Consider the following 17,232-nt stretch of genomic DNA (forward strand, 5'->3'; position numbering starts at 1 on the left):
AATTCGATGAATCTACTGCCCCGAAGGTAACCGGTGTCATTCACAAGTGCAAGACGATCATTTCATGGGGGGAGCAACTGAGCCACGCCGGACGAGCGTCGATACGAATGTTGACGGTTCCTGATCCTCTGGCGACACACAAGTCGCGTCTCCGATGATCTTCAATGCGGCCGAGCGCCCCATAGCGACAATTGGCCATCGCACCGTGGTCAACGGCGGCCAAACCCGCGCTGCGATAGGAGTGTCATCAAAACCAATAATCGATAATTCCTCCGGCACAGATATTCCGCGCGACCGTGCAGCAAATAAGACACCAGCAGCCATTTCGTCGTTGCACGCAAAAATCGCGGTTGGCCGTGGCTGCAAATCAAAGAGGCTTTCGGCTGCCGCAATACCGGATTCAAAAGTGTATTGCCCATCTGCGATCAGGCTGCGGGGCAACTTGATACCAGCCTCGGCCAGTGCAAATTCGAAGCCGTCACGCCGGACTTGCGCCGAGTTAAATCCGTGCGGACCAGAAATCAGGCCGATGCGGCGGTGCCCTTGCGCAATCAAATGGCGGGTGGCCTCAATCACGGCGTCTCGATCATTCGATGCCACCATGTGGGCTGGATCGTCCAAAACGGAAGAGCCCATTCGCACATATTTGCAATTCACTTCCTCACACAGCCGCGCGAGTGCATCCATTTCAGAAATCGGTGGAAGGAGGATTACGCCATACAGGCGCTGGCGGACAAGGAAGCTGCGTACGTCGTCTAACATTTCCGGCGAACCTCGGTCGACAGGGCGAACGACCAGTTCAAAGTCGGTATCACGCAGTGCTTCCAAGATGCCTTGCTGCATATTCAGGATCATTTGCGCATTGGGGTTGTCGTGCACAAGGCCAATCAAAAAATTGCGGCCCAATGCAAGCGCGCGTGCCTGGGGGTTGGGCACATATCCCGTCTCGCGAATGACGGCCTCGATTTTTTCGCGTGTGTCTTCGTTCAGCGAACCGGAACGGTTGATCACGCGGCTGACTGTCTTTTTGGAGACCCCTGCAAGCCGCGCGATATCGTTAATTGTTGGCTTTGCAGCTTTGACAGGTCGCGATTTTGGAATGCCCCTCATAACTGCTGCATAGCAATTATTACGCTGGGTGACAGTAAAAGTTGCACACTAATATCGGCGCATCCTTGCAAATGACACCGGTTTCCCATATCGGCAGATTCGAGAGTTTTTTTGGGGAGGCATGGACAATTCATGCAAGATCGGCGTCAATGACCGCAGCAGAAATCGCCAACCATTTTGTTGCAGCACGGCAACGGGGGCAGCATCTGGCCGATTATCCCGGCACAGTGCCTGACACTTTGGCGGCAGCTTATGCTGTCCAAGATGCCGCGATCGCAGCGTTCGCCCTGCCTGTCCTCGGGTGGAAAGTCGGACGTATTTTCCCGCCTCTGTCGGATAGCTTCGGCGCCAACCGCCTTTCCGGCCCTATTTTCAAAGCGACCACTTTGTCGGATGGCCAATTGGCGGCGGGACAGGTGTTTGTTGGAGGCTTTGGGGCTGCCGAAGCTGAATTTGTGATAAATATTGCGTCTGATTTGCCGCTTGGCAGACAGGATTACACACTTGAAGAGGTCGAAGACCTTATCGCGGCCGTACATGTAGGTATCGAAATAGCAAGTTCCCCGCTGCCCACAATTAACGAGTTGGGCCCAGCGGTTACCGTATCCGACTTTGGCAACAATAATGGGCTAATCATTGGCGCGCCTATCGAAAATTGGCAGTCCAGCAATTTTGCCGATTGGACGGTCGACCTGGAAATTGACGGCACTGTTGTGGGCAAAGGCGCGGCAAACAGCTTTCCGGATGGCCCCATCGGCTCGGTACGCTTTCTATTAAACAATTTGGGCGCACGCGGCATTCCTGTCCCTGCTAGAACATGGATTTCCTCTGGCGCGGTTACGGGCGTGCATAAGGTGACCCCTGGTCAATCCGTCCGCGCCTTTTTTGGTCCAAAACTCTCGGTAAATTGCACGATAGAGGCGACACCGATTATCTAAAGTTAACGGAATGAGAGGATGAGTAACATGGCCACCACGACCATAACGGAGCGCACCGGAAGATATCGCTGGGCCATCATCGCACTTTTATTCTTTGCAACAACCGTCAATTACATTGACCGCACGATGCTCGGGCTTCTGGCGCCGAACCTGCAAAAAGAACTCAATTGGAATGAGGATGATTACGGCAATATCGTAACGGCTTTCCAAGCGGCTTATGCCCTCGGATTTCTGTTCATGGGCTATGTCATAGACAGATTTGGACCGAAAATCGGTTATTCCATTGCAATCACGATTTGGACGATCGGGCATGTCGCCCATGGCTTCGGCGGATCTGTTGCATCTTTCATGGCAGCACGCGCTGTACTTGGTGTTGGCGAAGCGGGTCACTTCCCGGCCGTGGTCCGCGCAAGCAGCGAGTGGTTTCCACAAAAAGAACGCGCTTATGCAATCGGCTGGGTCAATTCCGGCACGACGATCGGGGTCATCCTGACCGCGCCGACTTTGTGGCTGTTCATGCAAGCGCTGGGCCTTGGATGGCGTGAGACATTTATTTATTCAGGCGCGTTCGGTGTTGTTCTGCTCGGTCTGTGGCTTTGGCTCTACAGCAATCCCCGCGAAAGTGGCAAAGTCAGTGAAGGCGAGCTGAAATGGATTGAGCATGACCCGCCGGAGCAGATCGAAAAAATCGGCTGGAGCCGCATCGTCCGGAAACGCGAAGCATGGGCTTTCGCCAGTGCAAAATTCCTCACTGACCCGGTCTGGTTTCTCATGCTTTTTTGGCTGCCGAAATATTTCAGTTCGACCTATAATGTGGATCTAAAGGTTGTACTGTTGCCGATGATACTGATGTACTTGTTATCCGATGTGGGTAGCATTGCCGGCGGCTGGTTGTCGTCGCGTTTAATTCAAAAGGGCCGCACACCCAATTTCGCACGCAAGATCACTATGATTATCGCGGGGCTGTGTGTTCTGCCTCTCCTTTTTGTCACAGGAGTGAGCAACATGTGGCTGGCTGTCCTTCTCATCGGCATCGCGCTGGCGGGGCACCAGGCATTTTCGACAAACCTCCTTTCCATTCCGCCGGACATGTTCCCGAAACGGGCTGTCGGTAGCGTGATTGGCCTCGGCGGCTTTGCCGGTGGCGTTGGCGGCATGATCATGGCAAAGTCGACCGGACTGGTGCTGGATGCGACCGAGGGCAATTACACTATCATATTTGCCATGTGCACAACTGTATATTTCCTAGCTGTCGCCTCCATTCATTTGTTGTCGCCGAGGCTGGCAAAGGTGGAAGCGGTCTAAGCCATGCCTCCGCGCTTCATCATTGCCAATGCGCTTGACAATGTGGCGGTGGCCATTGCTGATCTGTCGGCAGGCGAAAAATTGCACGACGGCTGGGTTGTTGCCGAAGCAATATCGGCCGGCCACAAGATCGCGTTGCGGCCTATTAAATGCGGCGAAGGGGTTATAAAGCTTGGGCAGCCCATAGGGGTTGCTACGCAAGCGATTGCCGCTGGTTCGCATGTGCATAGCCATAATCTGCATTTCTCACGCGACGAAATCGTGGGAGAGACTAGTATCGATCTGCGCCACTTAGCGCCCGTCCCAGCCACGTTCGACGGCTTTGTCCGCTCAAATGGTCGGGTCGGCACGCGCAATTACATTGGCATCCTCACCTCGGTAAATTGTTCGGCGACCGTAGCAAAACGAATTGCGGCGCATTTTACGCCTGAACGACTGTCAGGCTTCCCCAATGTTGATGGCGTGGTTGCGTTCAACCATCTTTCGGGTTGCGGTATGGCGAAGGCGGGGCGCGGGATGGACAATTTGCGCCGGACTCTGACCGGCTATGCATCACATCCGAACTTTGGCGCTGTGGTGATTGTCGGACTTGGATGCGAAGTAAACCAGCTGGATCCGCTGCTTGCTTCGGCTGGTTTGGTGGAATCCGACCATTTGCGGACCTTGGGTATTCAGGAAGCAGGCGGGACGTTGGCGGCAATTGAAGCGGGCATTGCGATTGTCCAATCAATGCTGCCCGCCGTTAATCATTTTCAGCGCGAAGCCGTATCAGCGCAATATTTGACACTTGGGCTCCAGTGCGGTGCATCTGACGGCTATTCGGCGTTAACCGCAAACCCGGCATTAGGCGACGCGGTGGATATGCTGGTTGCGGCGGGTGGGCGTGCCATATTGTCCGAAACGCCCGAGATTTATGGTGCCGAAAACCTGCTCCTGCGCCGGGCGGCATCGCCCCAAGTTGCAGAGGACCTTATTGCTCGCCTGAAATGGTGGGAGGAATACGCCGCGCGCGAAGGCGCTAGCCTCGACAATAATCCCTCCCCTGGTAACAAAGCTGGTGGCATTACGACAATTTTGGAAAAGTCATTGGGGGCAGTCGCAAAGGCCGGCTCAACACCGTTGAACGCTGTCGTCGACTATGCAGAATTTGTGACTGCGCCCGGTCTAAGCTTCATGGATTCCCCGGGCTACGACCCTTGCTCCGCGACAGGACAAATTGCCGCCGGGGCGAACATGATATTGTTCACCACGGGTCGGGGTTCCGTATTCGGTTCGCTTCCATCGCCGACCATAAAGCTGGGTTCCAACGCAGCGCTCGCCAAAGCGATGGCCGATGACATCGACGTGGATTGCAGCAGGATTCTGGATGGCGTTTCCGCACAGGAAATGGCCGCCGAAATTTTTCAAGTGATTTTGGCAACGGCGACCGGTCAAAAGACGGTATCAGAAAGCTTCAACATGGGTGAGAGCGAACTCGTACCTTGGATACCGGGCGCGGTTTACTGAAGCTTCTGCGATGTGCACCTCACAGCAGCGGGTTCAACTAACTACACAAAGATTCAATGAAGTGTCTGCTTTGAGAGGGCGTTTAGCCAGCTATGCGCCGCGTTTTTTCCAGCTTAGCGGCTTGAATTTATGGTCATTGCGGTGCGCTCGATAGCGCTGCCGATGGCGCCGCCGAGTGTTAACACCGATACCGCAACACCACTACCAATGACCGCTAGGATCAGAGCATATTCAGCCGCCGATGCGCCACGTTCATTTGCCAGAAACGTTAATATAAATGTGATCAAAATATACATCCCCCGCGTCCGAAGTAATAAAACGACATTTTTACTTCCGGTCGAAAATTTTATAAATCCAGTTTTAGTATCGTACGTTAAATTGCAGGCCGAACATAAGAAATATGCAATTCATGCCACCTGAATATCAACACACGCGGGACGGCTCTGTGAAACTGCACAGAACCGCCCCTGCTACTGCGGACTCGGCTCAACGGATCAGGTCGTCAAGCGGCGCAGGTCAGGCAGCAGTGGCGCTCCAGATATCGGACCATGTGTTGGATGCACCTCATTTCGTTGCCAAAATGCAAGAAGATACTTCTATTCTGGGAGTATTTTCACTTCGTCTAATGGGTGATTGACTCTAGGACTGGTTTGGCAGGGCCCGCTTTGATTGCGTCGTTGCTCGCAATCCGGGGGGTTAATCGCCGACTTAAAGGCGCAGCGTGAAGCAGGCGCCACAGTGGTTCGTCGCTTAGCCGGCAATATGGTCGCATCTCTATCAATCTCCTGGTTATTCTGGCTTAACTCATTGTTAATATCGAATAGTTACCAGCAAAATGTGTTTTGACCAGAAAACCAAATAAATTTTAAATGTAATGTACTGGAACAGAACATGATATTTATTAAAAAGTTTTGGAAAAATGAATCCGCAGCAACAGCGATCGAATATGGTTTGATCGCTGCTTTAATTGTTATCGCGGCAATGGCCGGTATTGTTAATCTGGGATCTAACCAGAAGGATAGGTACGACAAAGTAGACGACGCAATTTCAGGAGCTACGAGATAGACTTATAGCTGTAGCGAATTGGCGCGGCGGCAGTATATGTTATATTACGGTCGTCGCCTTTCCTCTCGCGACATTTCCACCTATATTGTTGTTTGAAGCACGCCCCTCAGGATGCCACCATTGTAAGCTGCCGACTACCTATGCACGGATATTTGGTTCACAAACAAAGCTAATCGGTTTCGAATTTGGAGCGCCAAAACCCTGTCATTGATATGGAGCAGATATCCGACGCTCTCCCATCCCGTTTGGAAGTGTGAGAACCACAGTTATTCGTTATTTCGGGATCCTTACACAGGCCTCACTTATGATCGTCGGTAACACAAAAACACATGCCCCGGACTGACTTAGAAATGATGTACATCTGATCGCTTTCAAAATGATAGAAAATTAGTTTCGTTTTGATGTTAAATAATAATTCAAATCAACGACCTACAGAAATGCACGGACTATCGATTTGAAAAACTTGAACTTACCTGATTCAACCTGAATTTTTTATTCTATGCGATCCAGTGACTTGTTTTGATGTGGTAGCATTACGGGGTTGTTTGATGATTGCTTCGGATTAAAGCCCAGCGGAGAGAGCCAGATTATGCTACACGGGGGTGAAGCATACAATAAGCGCCAGAACAATTCGGGGGGATTTGATACAAATGGGAGGTGCGGATTTTCAGGATCCCAAAAGTGCTTATACAGTTCTTGTTGTAGATGACGATCAAATGTGTTTGGATCAGTATTGCGATTTGATCTCGAATTTGGGTTACAAAGTTGTCTGTGCTGGCACTGCGCCAGACGCACTCAAACAAATAGCTGAGTCGCCGGACATAGGGGTGGTCATTACTGATATCGAAATGCCGAGCATGGACGGCCTTTCGCTTCTTCAAGAGATTGCTGACCGCTTCTTGCCGTCAAGGCCCATTGTCAGCATTGTTATAACTGCCCACTCAAGCTTACAAATCGCAACAAAAGCAATGCAGTCGCAGGCGACAGATTTTCTTTGCAAGCCTGTAATGATGGAGGACCTTGCTGCGACGCTTCGGCAGGCATCAGCGCGTCATCTTGCACTGGCGAACCGGTTTCAAATCACAGAGCTGAAGAACCAGCTTAGTTTGTCGCTCTTGCGTGAGGACGGCGGCGAAGCAGTGCCAACCCCTACCGTACCCGAGCTTCAATCATTCATGCAAATGCTGCTGAAGCTACAACATAACAAATCAAAGTTTTTTGATTCTACCGCACTGTCGGGGCCATCTTGGGAAATCTTACTGGATATTGCTGAGGCCAGTCTGCGTGGTGAGGCAATTCAGGCATCTAGCGTATCTGCGACGTTACTGGTTTCGCTTAGCACCACAATGCGTCATGTAAATAATCTTGTGGCAGCAGGCCTCGTGCAAAGCTGGACAGACCCATCGGACAAGCGCCGCACTATGTTGAAGCTACAACCCGATGCGCTAGAAGCAATGCGGCGCTACCTGGAAATGGGCTGGAAATTACACGCGCGAGAACAGACAACCAATCTAAATTCATAACCCATTTTCTTGATATTACGCCAAAAGTATCTGAAACAATTTGGTCCGGTCCAATGGCTTTTTCAGGAACATCCACCCAGGCTGTAACTCTGCAGTATCTGGAACATAACCACTCATCAGGATGACTTTAATTGACGGTTGTGCGGCACAGGCTAGCCGTGCAATTTTCGCCCCGTTTTCGTCCGGCATTACAATGTCGGTAAGCAGAACATCAAAATTCCCGCGCTCCAGCGCGCGCAATGCCTCCTTGCTGGAGGCACAAGGGGTGACATCGTGATCTTCCGCTTCCAGTATTTCGACCAGCGCTGCCAAGGCGTATGGCTCGTCCTCAACCACCAGTATCTTTTGCTTGCGGGTCCGATTCTGTTCATGGCTAACTGCAGTGCGCGATCTTGCAGGCATCTCAGAAGTAGATTCCACAAAGGCCGGCAAATGAAGCGTTACGGTCGTCCCCTTACCGAGAGATGACTCTATCGTCACATCGCCGCCAACGTCATCCGCAAAATTTCGGGCAGATGCAAGACCGAGTCCAGTTCCATTGGGCTTAGATGAAAACATCGGTTCGAACGCACGCGAAAGCAATGCCTCCGTCATGCCTTTCCCATTATCTGAAATACAAATGCTTATGCAATCGCGTCGCTGCGTTACCTGCAAAGTGTCCGGAACAACGTCATGTCTAACCTTCGTCGACAGGCTGATGTGCCCGCCATGCGGCATAGCTTCGCGCGCATTTATGAGCAGGTTTATAAGAACGTTCAGCAAACCATTATAACTAACGACACTCCTGCGCTGCTCCGCCTGCAAATCGAGGGTTAGTGCTATTCCAGTGCCGACGGCGCTATGTAATATTGAATTATTTTCCCGAATAAGGTCGTCGACCACTATAGGTTGGACGGTATCGGTCTGCTGATGAGACAGCGTCATCAGGGATTTGGTTATCTCCGAGCCACGCGATGCCGTTTCTTTGATAATGTTTGCGACATTCTCAATTTTCGCACTATCTTTGTCAAAATTGCGGGTTAATCGAACAGCATTCAGTTCAATTATTGAAAGAATGTTGTTGAAATCATGGGCCAAATATCCCGCAACGCGGCTGGTGCGATCAAGCAAGTTTTCGACGCGCTGGCGTTCTTCCGCTAACTCAAGTGCGGCGCTTTGTGACTCTTCTAACATCGCACGTTGAATCGTTATTGACATTGTACTGAGTATGACAGGGTCGGCATGGGAGAAATCGCCGAGGTCCAGAGCGCTGTCCGCAAACACTTCGTCGGAAGGCGAAAACCGGACCGCGAACAGACAGCCATCGTCATGAAAAACCGCATTTCCAAACAGCTGTATATTGCTACCAAGCAACGCCACCTGAATTGGCCTCACACCACGTTCGTTTTTAAAGAATGAAGTGAGGTCATAATTCACGATTTTTAAGACATCAGCGCACAGCATCCCAATTTGGAGACCAGGCACGTGCCGTGCCAGACTGGGCCCCATTGCAGATATTCTTAGGTCCCGATTAACATGCAAAAAAGCAGGCATTAATTCACCTAGCTGATCATCGGACAAATTGTATTTCACGCGCTATCTCTGTCCTGATATCGGATGTCAAAGATGATCGACTTTTCGCCCCGGCTGACAATCAAGACCTGCCCGTCGACGCAAAAACGTTCTAACAGACCCTGAAATAGTCCACAGACAAAATTTTCCATACCAACGCGATCGGAGCGATACTCTACTTCCAGATGTCCATTCGAACTTTGTAATGTCCTAAAAGATGGTAGCCGAGTGCCCGGCATCGCGGCGCTCACCGCAAGGTGCAAGTGGTCAAGATTGTTAATGAAATTGGGCAAATTGCGGCCCGTAAAATCCATTATGGAAGAAAACGACCCCCTATCCGCGTATCTGATCCAATATTTGCCGAATTCGAACAGGCATTCGTCCACAGTCAAATTAAGCCGGACAGCAGCTTCTGCCACGATATCAAGCGTGAGCGCATCTTCGTAAACCATGCCGGTCAGCAGTTCAGCGGGCCCTATCTGCAGCTTTTTCTCTAAGGCAAACCAGGCTTCTTTTCCTAATAGTTCGGAAATCATGTCCTTCATGGCGCGATGAATCATGCCATACATGCTTAATTCCTGCTAATCGCAGCTGGCAGCCCGATCGTCATCATTGTTATGTTTCGATTCCATTATAAGTTCAGTTGCACGAATGACCTGCTCTTCAATCCGCGCCATCTTCTCGACAATATATTTCGCATCGTCGCTCGAATGATCGGAAAATCTTGCACGTATGGCACCGCACGATAACCCGATGATGTTCAACGGTTGTATCATTTCGTGCAGTGTTGGTTTGGGGTCCTTAATAGGCGTCAGCATGACGTTTTCTGCGGAGTTTAGCCAATCATTGTCAAGCAAAAATCATTTGCCGAACTTTCAGAACGAGTTGGATGTGTAGTTATAGATGGATCTACATGTAAAACTGTTACGGCATGTCTTTTTCAAAACGTCATCGAGTTTGCAGTATGGGCAAGATCATCTGCGAGACCTATCTTCGCTAGGTAATTCTATATTGGAACTATGTAGTTGCAATATGAAAGCAGTTCAGAATGTAATTTATCTCTAGAACGCTAGAAACGCCTTATCTGCTGTTTGGCCCACAAAGATTGGCGACCTTATCCGTCCGTCTTTTCCTTACAGCCGGGGGGGGGCGGTTGTGCGCTGGTCCGGATGACCGCCCCAAATTATCTCCACCCCAATTGCGCCGTTGCGGGTGTTTGAAGCTGTCCATAATGGCCATCATTATTTCAGTAACAAAATGCGTAATTTATAAATATTATCAAGACGTCGATCCGTGAGATGTCATCATTATCGGTCCGGTTATACAAGTTGGACTATTTCGTAACAGTTTTTAAGATGTTTTATGCCAAACATAATCTGTGTTTGTCCGCGAAATGGCATGATTGAAAGATATAAAACGATTTTATCGTGCCTTTTGAGGGGGATGCGGAGATATTATACTTATGGACTTGGCATTGACGGGCTGAGTTCCAGTCTGGCGCCCAATCAATGTCCACTTGGCGTCGATAAATAGTGAAAAGGGCCTTTGGCAGGGGGATGAACCAAGATGTTGGGTAATGTTCGGCAGGCAAAAGCAGACTTTCGACGAGACGACCGATTTCCGGTCAACTATTATGCGGCTGGTGACCACGGACGTTTGGGTAGATTAGTCGTGAAGATCGTAGATCTGTCATCGACGGGTGTGATGATCGATGGAAAAGCGGGAATTGAAAGGGGAGATAAAATATTGTTGCATTTATCCGATGCAATAAAAGTTGAAGCTCTATGCATCTGGACATGGCACCAACACGCTGGGCTTCAGTTTGATCAAGCCATGAGTTCATCAGATTTAATCTCGACGATGCAAACTATTATGCCGGACAAATTTGATGGTGAGTGACTATACCGTCTCATCCTTCGTCACTTTCAAACCACGGTGCGGGTATTAGCTTTAGGACACTTTCAAGGGATTGGCATCGTGACGGTGTTAGATCATTTGGCTGCTACGGCACGCTCTTTGCGCTCGCGTCAAAGATGAACATCTTACGACTTCTGACCGGCAGCGCCTGTAACGAAGGGAATCGTGAAGCTGATCGATGCACCGCCCTCCGGCTGATTACGCGCCCAAATATGCCCTCCATGGGCCTCTATGATCGTTTGCGCGACCGAAAGACCGATGCCCAGCCCCTTGGGCTTGGTAGTTGCAAAAGCATCAAACATAACGGACAAGATATCCTTATCAATTCCGCGACCGTTATCTGAGACACAAATTTCCAGATCTGTATTTCGTTTTGTGCATTGGATGGTGACCTCGCATGGTTCGCCTGCCGTTGAGTCGCACGCATTTGATATCAAGTTTACAAAGACCTGCTGAATCTGAAAATAATCGCCGGAAATGAACGCAGCAGGGCCCAGATCGCAACTGATCGACAAGTGACCATATCTTCCCGCTACGATTGCGATCGCTTCTCTTACAGCGTGCTCAAGTTCGAACCTTTCTGCATTGCCTTGAGCCTGACGACTCATCGCACGCATTTTACGGATAATTTCCCCTGCTCGTCGTGTTGACTGCAAGGCCTCGTTCAAGCCATGCGCAATTTGGTCGCTGATTGGCTCCCGTGCAGCAATCGCGAGAACAGCTGACAGATAGTTCGTCGCGACTGCCAAGGGTTGACTCACCTTATGCGCCAGCGTCGACGCCATCACTTCCATAGCGCTTGCCCGAGCAAGATAGCCCAATTTGTTTTGAAGAAACTGGACCTTCTGCTGCGCGGCTCTCTCGGCCGTGACATCCTGCTTTGTTCCAAAGATGCGAACGGATTTCCCGTTTTCCTGCTCGATGTCCGCCGTCAGTCGAATATATCGGTCGGCACCTGTGGCGGTGCGGATTAATATGTCCATCGCAAAGCCTGAACCGCTCCTTATCGCCTCGGCTCGCTGCTGCTCCATTTCCCGACGCGACCGTTCATCATAGAATTTTAAAGTATCGCTGCGTTTAAGCAAAGTCCCCCTTGGAATTTCGAACAGATCATAGACGGTATCGGTCCATGTGAGTGTTTCCGTCAAAAGGTCAAATTCCCAAACACCGATTTTCGCCAGTCCGGAAATTCGGTCATACATCTTTTTAAAATGGCCGGACGACTCGGCTGAATCCAACGACTTCCCGTCAACCGTAAGAAATGTATCGACTATTTTCCCACTCCCAGCTTTCGAATTCTTGCAATTGCAGAATAAGTGACGATTGACTTCATTTGCAGCGTAAGACGCAATTACTGCCCTGATGGGATCAGCGTTAATTCGGTTTGGCGTCCGTCAATGTAACGGATGCCTTTACCGTCGAAGAACGCATTCTCCTCCGTTCGAAAGTCCACACGCTGCCCACCCCATTCGGGTACAGCCGCGTAAGACGTAAGCTCGATTGACCACGCAGTGTTGGCGTTAATTCGGCCGCCGCCGCGCGGATCGGCGTTTTGGTTGTCCCAAAAGCCTATGGATGGTCCGGCACCGTGGCCATGCAAACCAATCGGGTGTGTATAAATCGATGGATCGAGCCCCGCCGCCAATGCTTCTGCCCGCGCAAGAGCCAATACCTCGTTCCCACTGCGTCCGACCACAAAATGGCGGGTAAGGATATCCTGTACATGGTTGCTGTTTGCCAGCCCCTGCCTGAGGCCCGCAGGCGCGTTGCTCTCGCCGGGCTTCAAGACATAAGCAAGGTGCTGCGTATCGGTATTCAGCCGAAGATATGTAATGCCGAAATCTGTCCACAGCAGATCGCCCGGCTGGATCACTTCGGCGCCTTCCAACATGCCCTTCGCACCATGCCGCTGGATTGCCACCGATGGGTGGAACCAGGGGTCAAGGCCAAGCTGAAGCAGCCGATCGCGATACCACCACTGAACCTGCTCCGCAGTCGTCACACCTGGCGTAATAACTGCGCGGGAGAAAGCTTCCCCGATTATTGCATGGGCGGTTCGCACAATGGCGGGATACAGCTCCATCTCCGCATGTGTGCGGGTCTCGAGCCAACGTATGGCGAGCGTTTCGCCATTAACGATCCTCTGCCGCAATGGGCTGGAAAGCGCGGCAAAGAACTTCTCATACTGACTAAGCGTCATGCCGTCCGCGAATTGATAAAGATCGGAGGTGTTGACCGCGATTTTCGCAGGATCGCGGGTGGCGATAATTTCTGCTACCGATTGCCACTGATCAGGTTGTTTGCTTGGGTCCCAAGCAGGTGCGAACAGACCTCCCAATCCATAACGGCTAACGGTCAGGCGCTCCACGGGCTTACCATCTCCCGGATCGTAAAAGATCAAGATTGTGCGACGCCGTGCGTGCATATTTTCGGCGTCAAGCATGGACGCGACCACTGGCTCCTCAAAATACTCGCGAGCCACCAACAACCACATATCGATGCCCTGTTCACGCATGATTGAAGGGATTATCGCATCCAGCCGCGCGGCGAGAATCCGGTTTTCGGTCGCCGCCCTTTCGCGTGCGTTCAGTAACCGGGGTAACGCGGGCGCTTCTGCTTCGGTTTCGCTCATTGTAATAGGCGCAGATGCAACTGTTGCATCTACTCCCATTATTGCGGCAAGCAGCACCGCTCCTGATACAATGAGCTTTACCATCAAACTTCCCCCTTTTCTGCTTCGCACCTACACTGACGAGTTGCAGCGAAAGGATCAAGCACGGCGTGCCGACGGAACTGAACCAGATTCAGGTCCTTGCTAAGACGACTGGCACCAATTCAGCCCGGCCTCAGCGCCATACATAAACCCGTCAGCAGAATTTGGCTGTGTTCCCAGGGACGGGTATGAACGAACAATGTGGTCATAAACTGCAGCGTGTAAGGGTCGCGTAAAGGCACAACCGTACATCCATTCCGTTTGCCACATTATTGTGGCTTCCATTGGTTGGAAACTGGGCATCGTCAGGAAAACTATCTGGCTGTTTGACAAATAGGTCAGACATTCCATCCGAAAGCCAGCCGTCGAGATATCAACAACTCTTATTGGGCTCTTAATGCCGCCTACAGCTCTCACCGTACCCACAATCGCTACTTCGCCGCGGCAGAATTTGCGATCATTAGCACCCTTGGCACTATCGGACAAAAGACCGTCAACTTGGAGCATAGACCATTCCACAACTTAAAAATATGTTTCCTGGTCCGGCGTGATTTCCATATCGCACTATAGTTAACAAAGTACATTAAATCGGAAACTGAAATGAAATTAAGCATCATGTGGGAGATATTCAAAACCTATGATCCCATCGTCGCTATCCAAGTCAGATAGAAGCTCATTTAGATGCCTTTGATCTGCACTGCTGAGGGTAATGCTATATTCGATCATATCATTATCCACATATTGCGATACAGCAGCAGGCGGAAATTCATGCCTTTGCACCAAGCCGACAAAGGCATCTCGTGTGGGCGAAAATTGTCGTTTGTACCGAACTTTCAAGCGCGCAAGCCGACGTTGAGGGAAAATTTTATCTGTTAAATTGGCGGCTGCTAGAACCAAAAGCGTTGCAAGCGACCCGACGATTGCGAGGGTGTAAAACCCAATGCCGAACAATATTCCAAGTGCCGCTGTACTCCACAAGGATGCGGCAGTGGTTAGCCCCCGCACGTTAAAGCCATCCCGGAAAATGACGCCTCCACATAAAAAACCAATTCCGGTGAGCAGACCATGTGCCATCCGGACAGGGTCAATTCTAATGATCTCTTCGGGGGTGTCTGTCAGCCACCGGATTTGATGGACTGCCGATAGCATCAACAAACAGCATGAAAGGCTCACTAATATGTGGGTTCTAAATCCGGCCGGGCTGGCCCGGTATTCCCGCTCTGCGCCGATTATGGCGCCTGCTGCGACGGAACCAATGATGGGGATGACGAGATCATAGTCGACAATGTTCATGGCCTTTTAATCCGTGGCGTGATGATTTGTTTCTGACGACTTGCCGCCGAATAGGGCGGGGGCATTTGCGTAAGCAACACCCGTCGCGGCAGCATAGCGCTCCTTACAAATTGCTATTTAAACTGCCGTGATGTTGCGGTGCATGGCTATTCAAAAGCTCATGTGGCAGCGCGGCCCATTGCCAAAGCTAAAATTCTGCATTCAAGCGTGACAGAAATTGTCCTTAATAGAATTGATTACAGGGTTAAATGAGCGTGTGGGTGTTAGTTGACGGCATGTCCAATCTGTGGTTTTCTTTAAATCGTAGAAGCACCCGACCTAATTGGTAGAATGGCAGGCGGTTTAGGTTCAACGATTCTCAGGTAGAGCCGACTATTATGCGCGAATATCCCAAGCAGTTTACCCAATTATTGGACCGGCGATTGAAATTTGCTGTTGGAGCCGGGCTGCTCATACCTCTCTTAATTTACGCGCTAATCGCAATTACACTCGCTTATCGTGATGATGAGTTTGCAGCCGAGGCGGCGACGTTGAGCCGTGCACAGCAAATAAGCGAGGCAATAGACGCCCGTTTACACTCGATTGAAGCTGTGATGCTCGCCGTATCAGTTCTTCCAACAGTCCAAGAGGAAAAGTGGGCGGAGGCTAAAACTGCAATTTCCGCCGTTACAAACCAAAATCCCGACTGGGAAAATGTAATCATTCGGCAGCTTGCTAACGACCAGCAAATTTTAGAGATTTTGCCCAAGGGCCCTGCACAATTAGATGAAGATACGCTCAAATTGGCAGCAAAGGAGCCGCTTAACAAAATTCGTTTGAGTAACATGATTTTTAGTGCCGACGGTAAGCCGTACATACACGCAATCATGAAATTTCGCACCGTGTCGAGAAATGAATATGTGCTTGAAGTTGTGTTAAGTCCGTTGATGATTCAGCAGGTACTTATGTCCAAGGCACCTCGCGAAGGCGTAAGCGCGGTTGTGGACCGACGGGGGATGTTTGTTGCCCGGACATTGGATTGGGAGAAGCGGATCGGCAAGCCATCAACGACCTTTGTTCGCGACGCCATATCAAAGGGCAATGAAGGTGTTTATCGGGGCGTGACATGGGAGGGCATGGAAAATTATACGGCCTTTTTCACATCGCCGCAAAGCAACCTGAGCACGCATCTGGCCGTCACAGCCGCCTTGATAGATAACCGCAAACTGGGGGGGCGTTTGGCGGCAGGATTAATAGCGTTACTCACCGTGGCGCTTGCAGCGGCGGTAATGGTGCTTACACTTCGTTTCGCGTCGGCGCGGCGGGCAGCGGCGGCACGGATTGAGCATGCCCAACGTCTGGAGGCAGTTGGGCAACTGACTGGCGGCATCGCCCATGATTTTAACAATATGCTGGCGATCGTAATTAGTAGCCTTGATCTGGCAAAGAGGCGGCTGGCAAGAGGCGATAGCGATGTAGAGCGGTTCATCGACAGTGCAATTGACGGAGCTGGCCGAGCGGCTGACCTAACCCGTAGATTACTGGCATTTTCCCGCAAACAGCCGCTATCGCCCACGACGGTCGACGTTAACGCTGTCATAAAAGATAGCGTGGAAATTTTGCATAGGACGCTGCCGGCTAATATCAGTGTCTCGGTTTCACTGGCAGAAGACATCGGTCCCGTATTTGTCGACCGCAATCAGCTGGAAAATGTGCTCATCAACTTGGTCGTGAACGCTCGCGACGCCATATTGGACAGCGGCGTCATCAAAATTTCTTCCGAAATGCGCTGGCGTGATGACGGCTCTGCTTGGGTAGCCTTAATTGTGACGGATACAGGCCGGGGAATGAGCCCGGACGTTGCTGCGCGTGCTTTCGAACCCTTTTTCACCACAAAGCCAATCGGCAAGGGCACAGGCCTTGGTTTGTCCCAGATTAACGGATTTGTCATTCAATCCGGCGGAGAAATCAGCATCGATTCAAGCGTCGGCGAAGGGACAACCGTCACGGTTCTACTGCCGCAATATGAAGGGCAAACTTCGACCCCGGATAGCCAATCCGGAGCTAAATCCGACCTGTCTCTGCCCGCAGGTCAGCCCGACGAATGGATATTGTTGGTTGAGGATGAAGACCAGTTACGGGCCAATATTGCTGATTTTCTGCAAACGGCTGGTTACACGGTGCTTCAGGCGACTTCGGCGGACGATGCGCTGTCGATCTTGGAAGCCAATCGCGGCATCTGTATATTGGTTACCGACGTAATTCTGCCGACGATGGACGGACGAAAGCTGGCCGAGTTCGCCATCGAAATCATCCCGAATATAAAGGTGTT

15 protein-coding genes are annotated in these 17,232 nt (G+C 50.9%); 7 read left to right on the plus strand and 8 right to left on the minus strand.

Annotated elements, in window-relative coordinates; translation table 11 throughout:
- Positions 1-57: 57 nt before the first annotated feature.
- Positions 58-1,110, minus strand: coding sequence for a LacI family DNA-binding transcriptional regulator (locus ACK4S7_RS04600; protein WP_409644812.1), 1,053 nt, complete (start codon positions 1,108-1,110; stop codon positions 58-60).
- 149 nt (positions 1,111-1,259) lie between these two features.
- Here ACK4S7_RS04600 and ACK4S7_RS04605 point away from each other — a divergent pair, with 149 nt between their 5' ends.
- Genes ACK4S7_RS04605 through ACK4S7_RS04615 form a run of 3 tightly spaced genes read left to right on the plus strand, consistent with a single transcriptional unit; the run spans position 1,260 to position 4,859 of the window.
- On the plus strand, positions 1,260-2,048 hold the full coding sequence (locus ACK4S7_RS04605) for a 2-keto-4-pentenoate hydratase (RefSeq protein ID WP_409644813.1): 789 nt from the start codon (positions 1,260-1,262) through the stop codon (positions 2,046-2,048).
- 18 nt (positions 2,049-2,066) lie between these two features.
- Positions 2,067-3,353 carry an MFS transporter gene (locus ACK4S7_RS04610; RefSeq protein WP_409644814.1) on the plus strand — a complete coding sequence of 429 codons (1,287 nt, stop codon included), beginning with the start codon at positions 2,067-2,069 and terminating at the stop codon, positions 3,351-3,353.
- Between the two features lie 3 nt (positions 3,354-3,356).
- On the plus strand, positions 3,357-4,859 hold the full coding sequence (locus ACK4S7_RS04615; RefSeq protein ID WP_409644815.1) for a UxaA family hydrolase: 1,503 nt from the start codon (positions 3,357-3,359) through the stop codon (positions 4,857-4,859).
- Positions 4,860-4,972: 113 nt separating this feature from the next.
- On the opposite strand, the gene ACK4S7_RS04620 is transcribed toward ACK4S7_RS04615, so the two are convergent.
- Positions 4,973-5,155: a Flp family type IVb pilin gene (locus ACK4S7_RS04620; protein WP_409644816.1), complete on the minus strand. Its 183-nt coding sequence runs from the start codon at positions 5,153-5,155 to the stop codon at positions 4,973-4,975.
- Between the two features lie 595 nt (positions 5,156-5,750).
- Here ACK4S7_RS04620 and ACK4S7_RS04625 point away from each other — a divergent pair.
- Together ACK4S7_RS04625 and ACK4S7_RS04630 are read left to right on the plus strand one after the other, a co-directional pair.
- On the plus strand, positions 5,751-5,924 hold the full coding sequence (locus ACK4S7_RS04625) for a Flp family type IVb pilin (RefSeq protein WP_409644817.1): 174 nt from the start codon (positions 5,751-5,753) through the stop codon (positions 5,922-5,924).
- A 650-nt stretch (positions 5,925-6,574) separates the two neighbouring features.
- Positions 6,575-7,447: a response regulator gene (locus ACK4S7_RS04630; protein WP_409644818.1), complete on the plus strand. Its 873-nt coding sequence runs from the start codon at positions 6,575-6,577 to the stop codon at positions 7,445-7,447.
- Between the two features lie 15 nt (positions 7,448-7,462).
- Here ACK4S7_RS04630 and ACK4S7_RS04635 read toward each other — a convergent pair whose 3' ends face one another.
- The 3 genes from ACK4S7_RS04635 to ACK4S7_RS04645 all read right to left on the minus strand — a co-directional run bounded on the left by ACK4S7_RS04635 (position 7,463) and on the right by ACK4S7_RS04645 (position 9,816).
- A complete protein-coding gene (locus ACK4S7_RS04635; protein ID WP_409644819.1) occupies positions 7,463-8,911 on the minus strand; it encodes an ATP-binding protein in 1,449 nt (482 codons plus the stop codon).
- A gap of 104 nt (positions 8,912-9,015) precedes the next feature.
- On the minus strand, positions 9,016-9,567 hold the full coding sequence (locus ACK4S7_RS04640; RefSeq protein ID WP_409644820.1) for a heme NO-binding domain-containing protein: 552 nt from the start codon (positions 9,565-9,567) through the stop codon (positions 9,016-9,018).
- Between the two features lie 12 nt (positions 9,568-9,579).
- The gene (locus ACK4S7_RS04645; RefSeq protein ID WP_409644821.1) at positions 9,580-9,816 is read right to left on the minus strand and encodes a hypothetical protein; all 237 of its coding nucleotides are present in this window, start codon (positions 9,814-9,816) and stop codon (positions 9,580-9,582) included.
- 748 nt (positions 9,817-10,564) lie between these two features.
- Here ACK4S7_RS04645 and ACK4S7_RS04650 point away from each other — a divergent pair.
- Positions 10,565-10,897 (plus strand): PilZ domain-containing protein, encoded by a 333-nt coding sequence (locus tag ACK4S7_RS04650; RefSeq protein ID WP_409644822.1) that lies wholly within the window; start codon positions 10,565-10,567, stop codon positions 10,895-10,897.
- Between the two features lie 143 nt (positions 10,898-11,040).
- Here the strand turns inward: ACK4S7_RS04650 and ACK4S7_RS04655 are convergent, their stop codons facing one another.
- The 3 genes from ACK4S7_RS04655 to ACK4S7_RS04665 all read right to left on the minus strand — a co-directional run bounded on the left by ACK4S7_RS04655 (position 11,041) and on the right by ACK4S7_RS04665 (position 14,921).
- The gene (locus tag ACK4S7_RS04655; protein WP_409644823.1) at positions 11,041-12,117 is read right to left on the minus strand and encodes a sensor histidine kinase; all 1,077 of its coding nucleotides are present in this window, start codon (positions 12,115-12,117) and stop codon (positions 11,041-11,043) included.
- 149 nt (positions 12,118-12,266) lie between these two features.
- Positions 12,267-13,631 carry a M24 family metallopeptidase gene (locus tag ACK4S7_RS04660; RefSeq protein WP_409644824.1) on the minus strand — a complete coding sequence of 455 codons (1,365 nt, stop codon included), beginning with the start codon at positions 13,629-13,631 and terminating at the stop codon, positions 12,267-12,269.
- A 603-nt stretch (positions 13,632-14,234) separates the two neighbouring features.
- A complete protein-coding gene (locus ACK4S7_RS04665; RefSeq protein ID WP_409644825.1) occupies positions 14,235-14,921 on the minus strand; it encodes an MgtC/SapB family protein in 687 nt (228 codons plus the stop codon).
- A gap of 377 nt (positions 14,922-15,298) precedes the next feature.
- Here ACK4S7_RS04665 and ACK4S7_RS04670 point away from each other — a divergent pair.
- The coding region (locus ACK4S7_RS04670; protein WP_409644826.1) for an ATP-binding protein at positions 15,299-17,232 on the plus strand (1,934 nt) is incomplete at its 3' end.

It is taken from the genome of Sphingorhabdus sp. (assembly GCF_046292425.1).
Lineage (GTDB): Bacteria > Pseudomonadota > Alphaproteobacteria > Sphingomonadales > Sphingomonadaceae > Sphingorhabdus_B.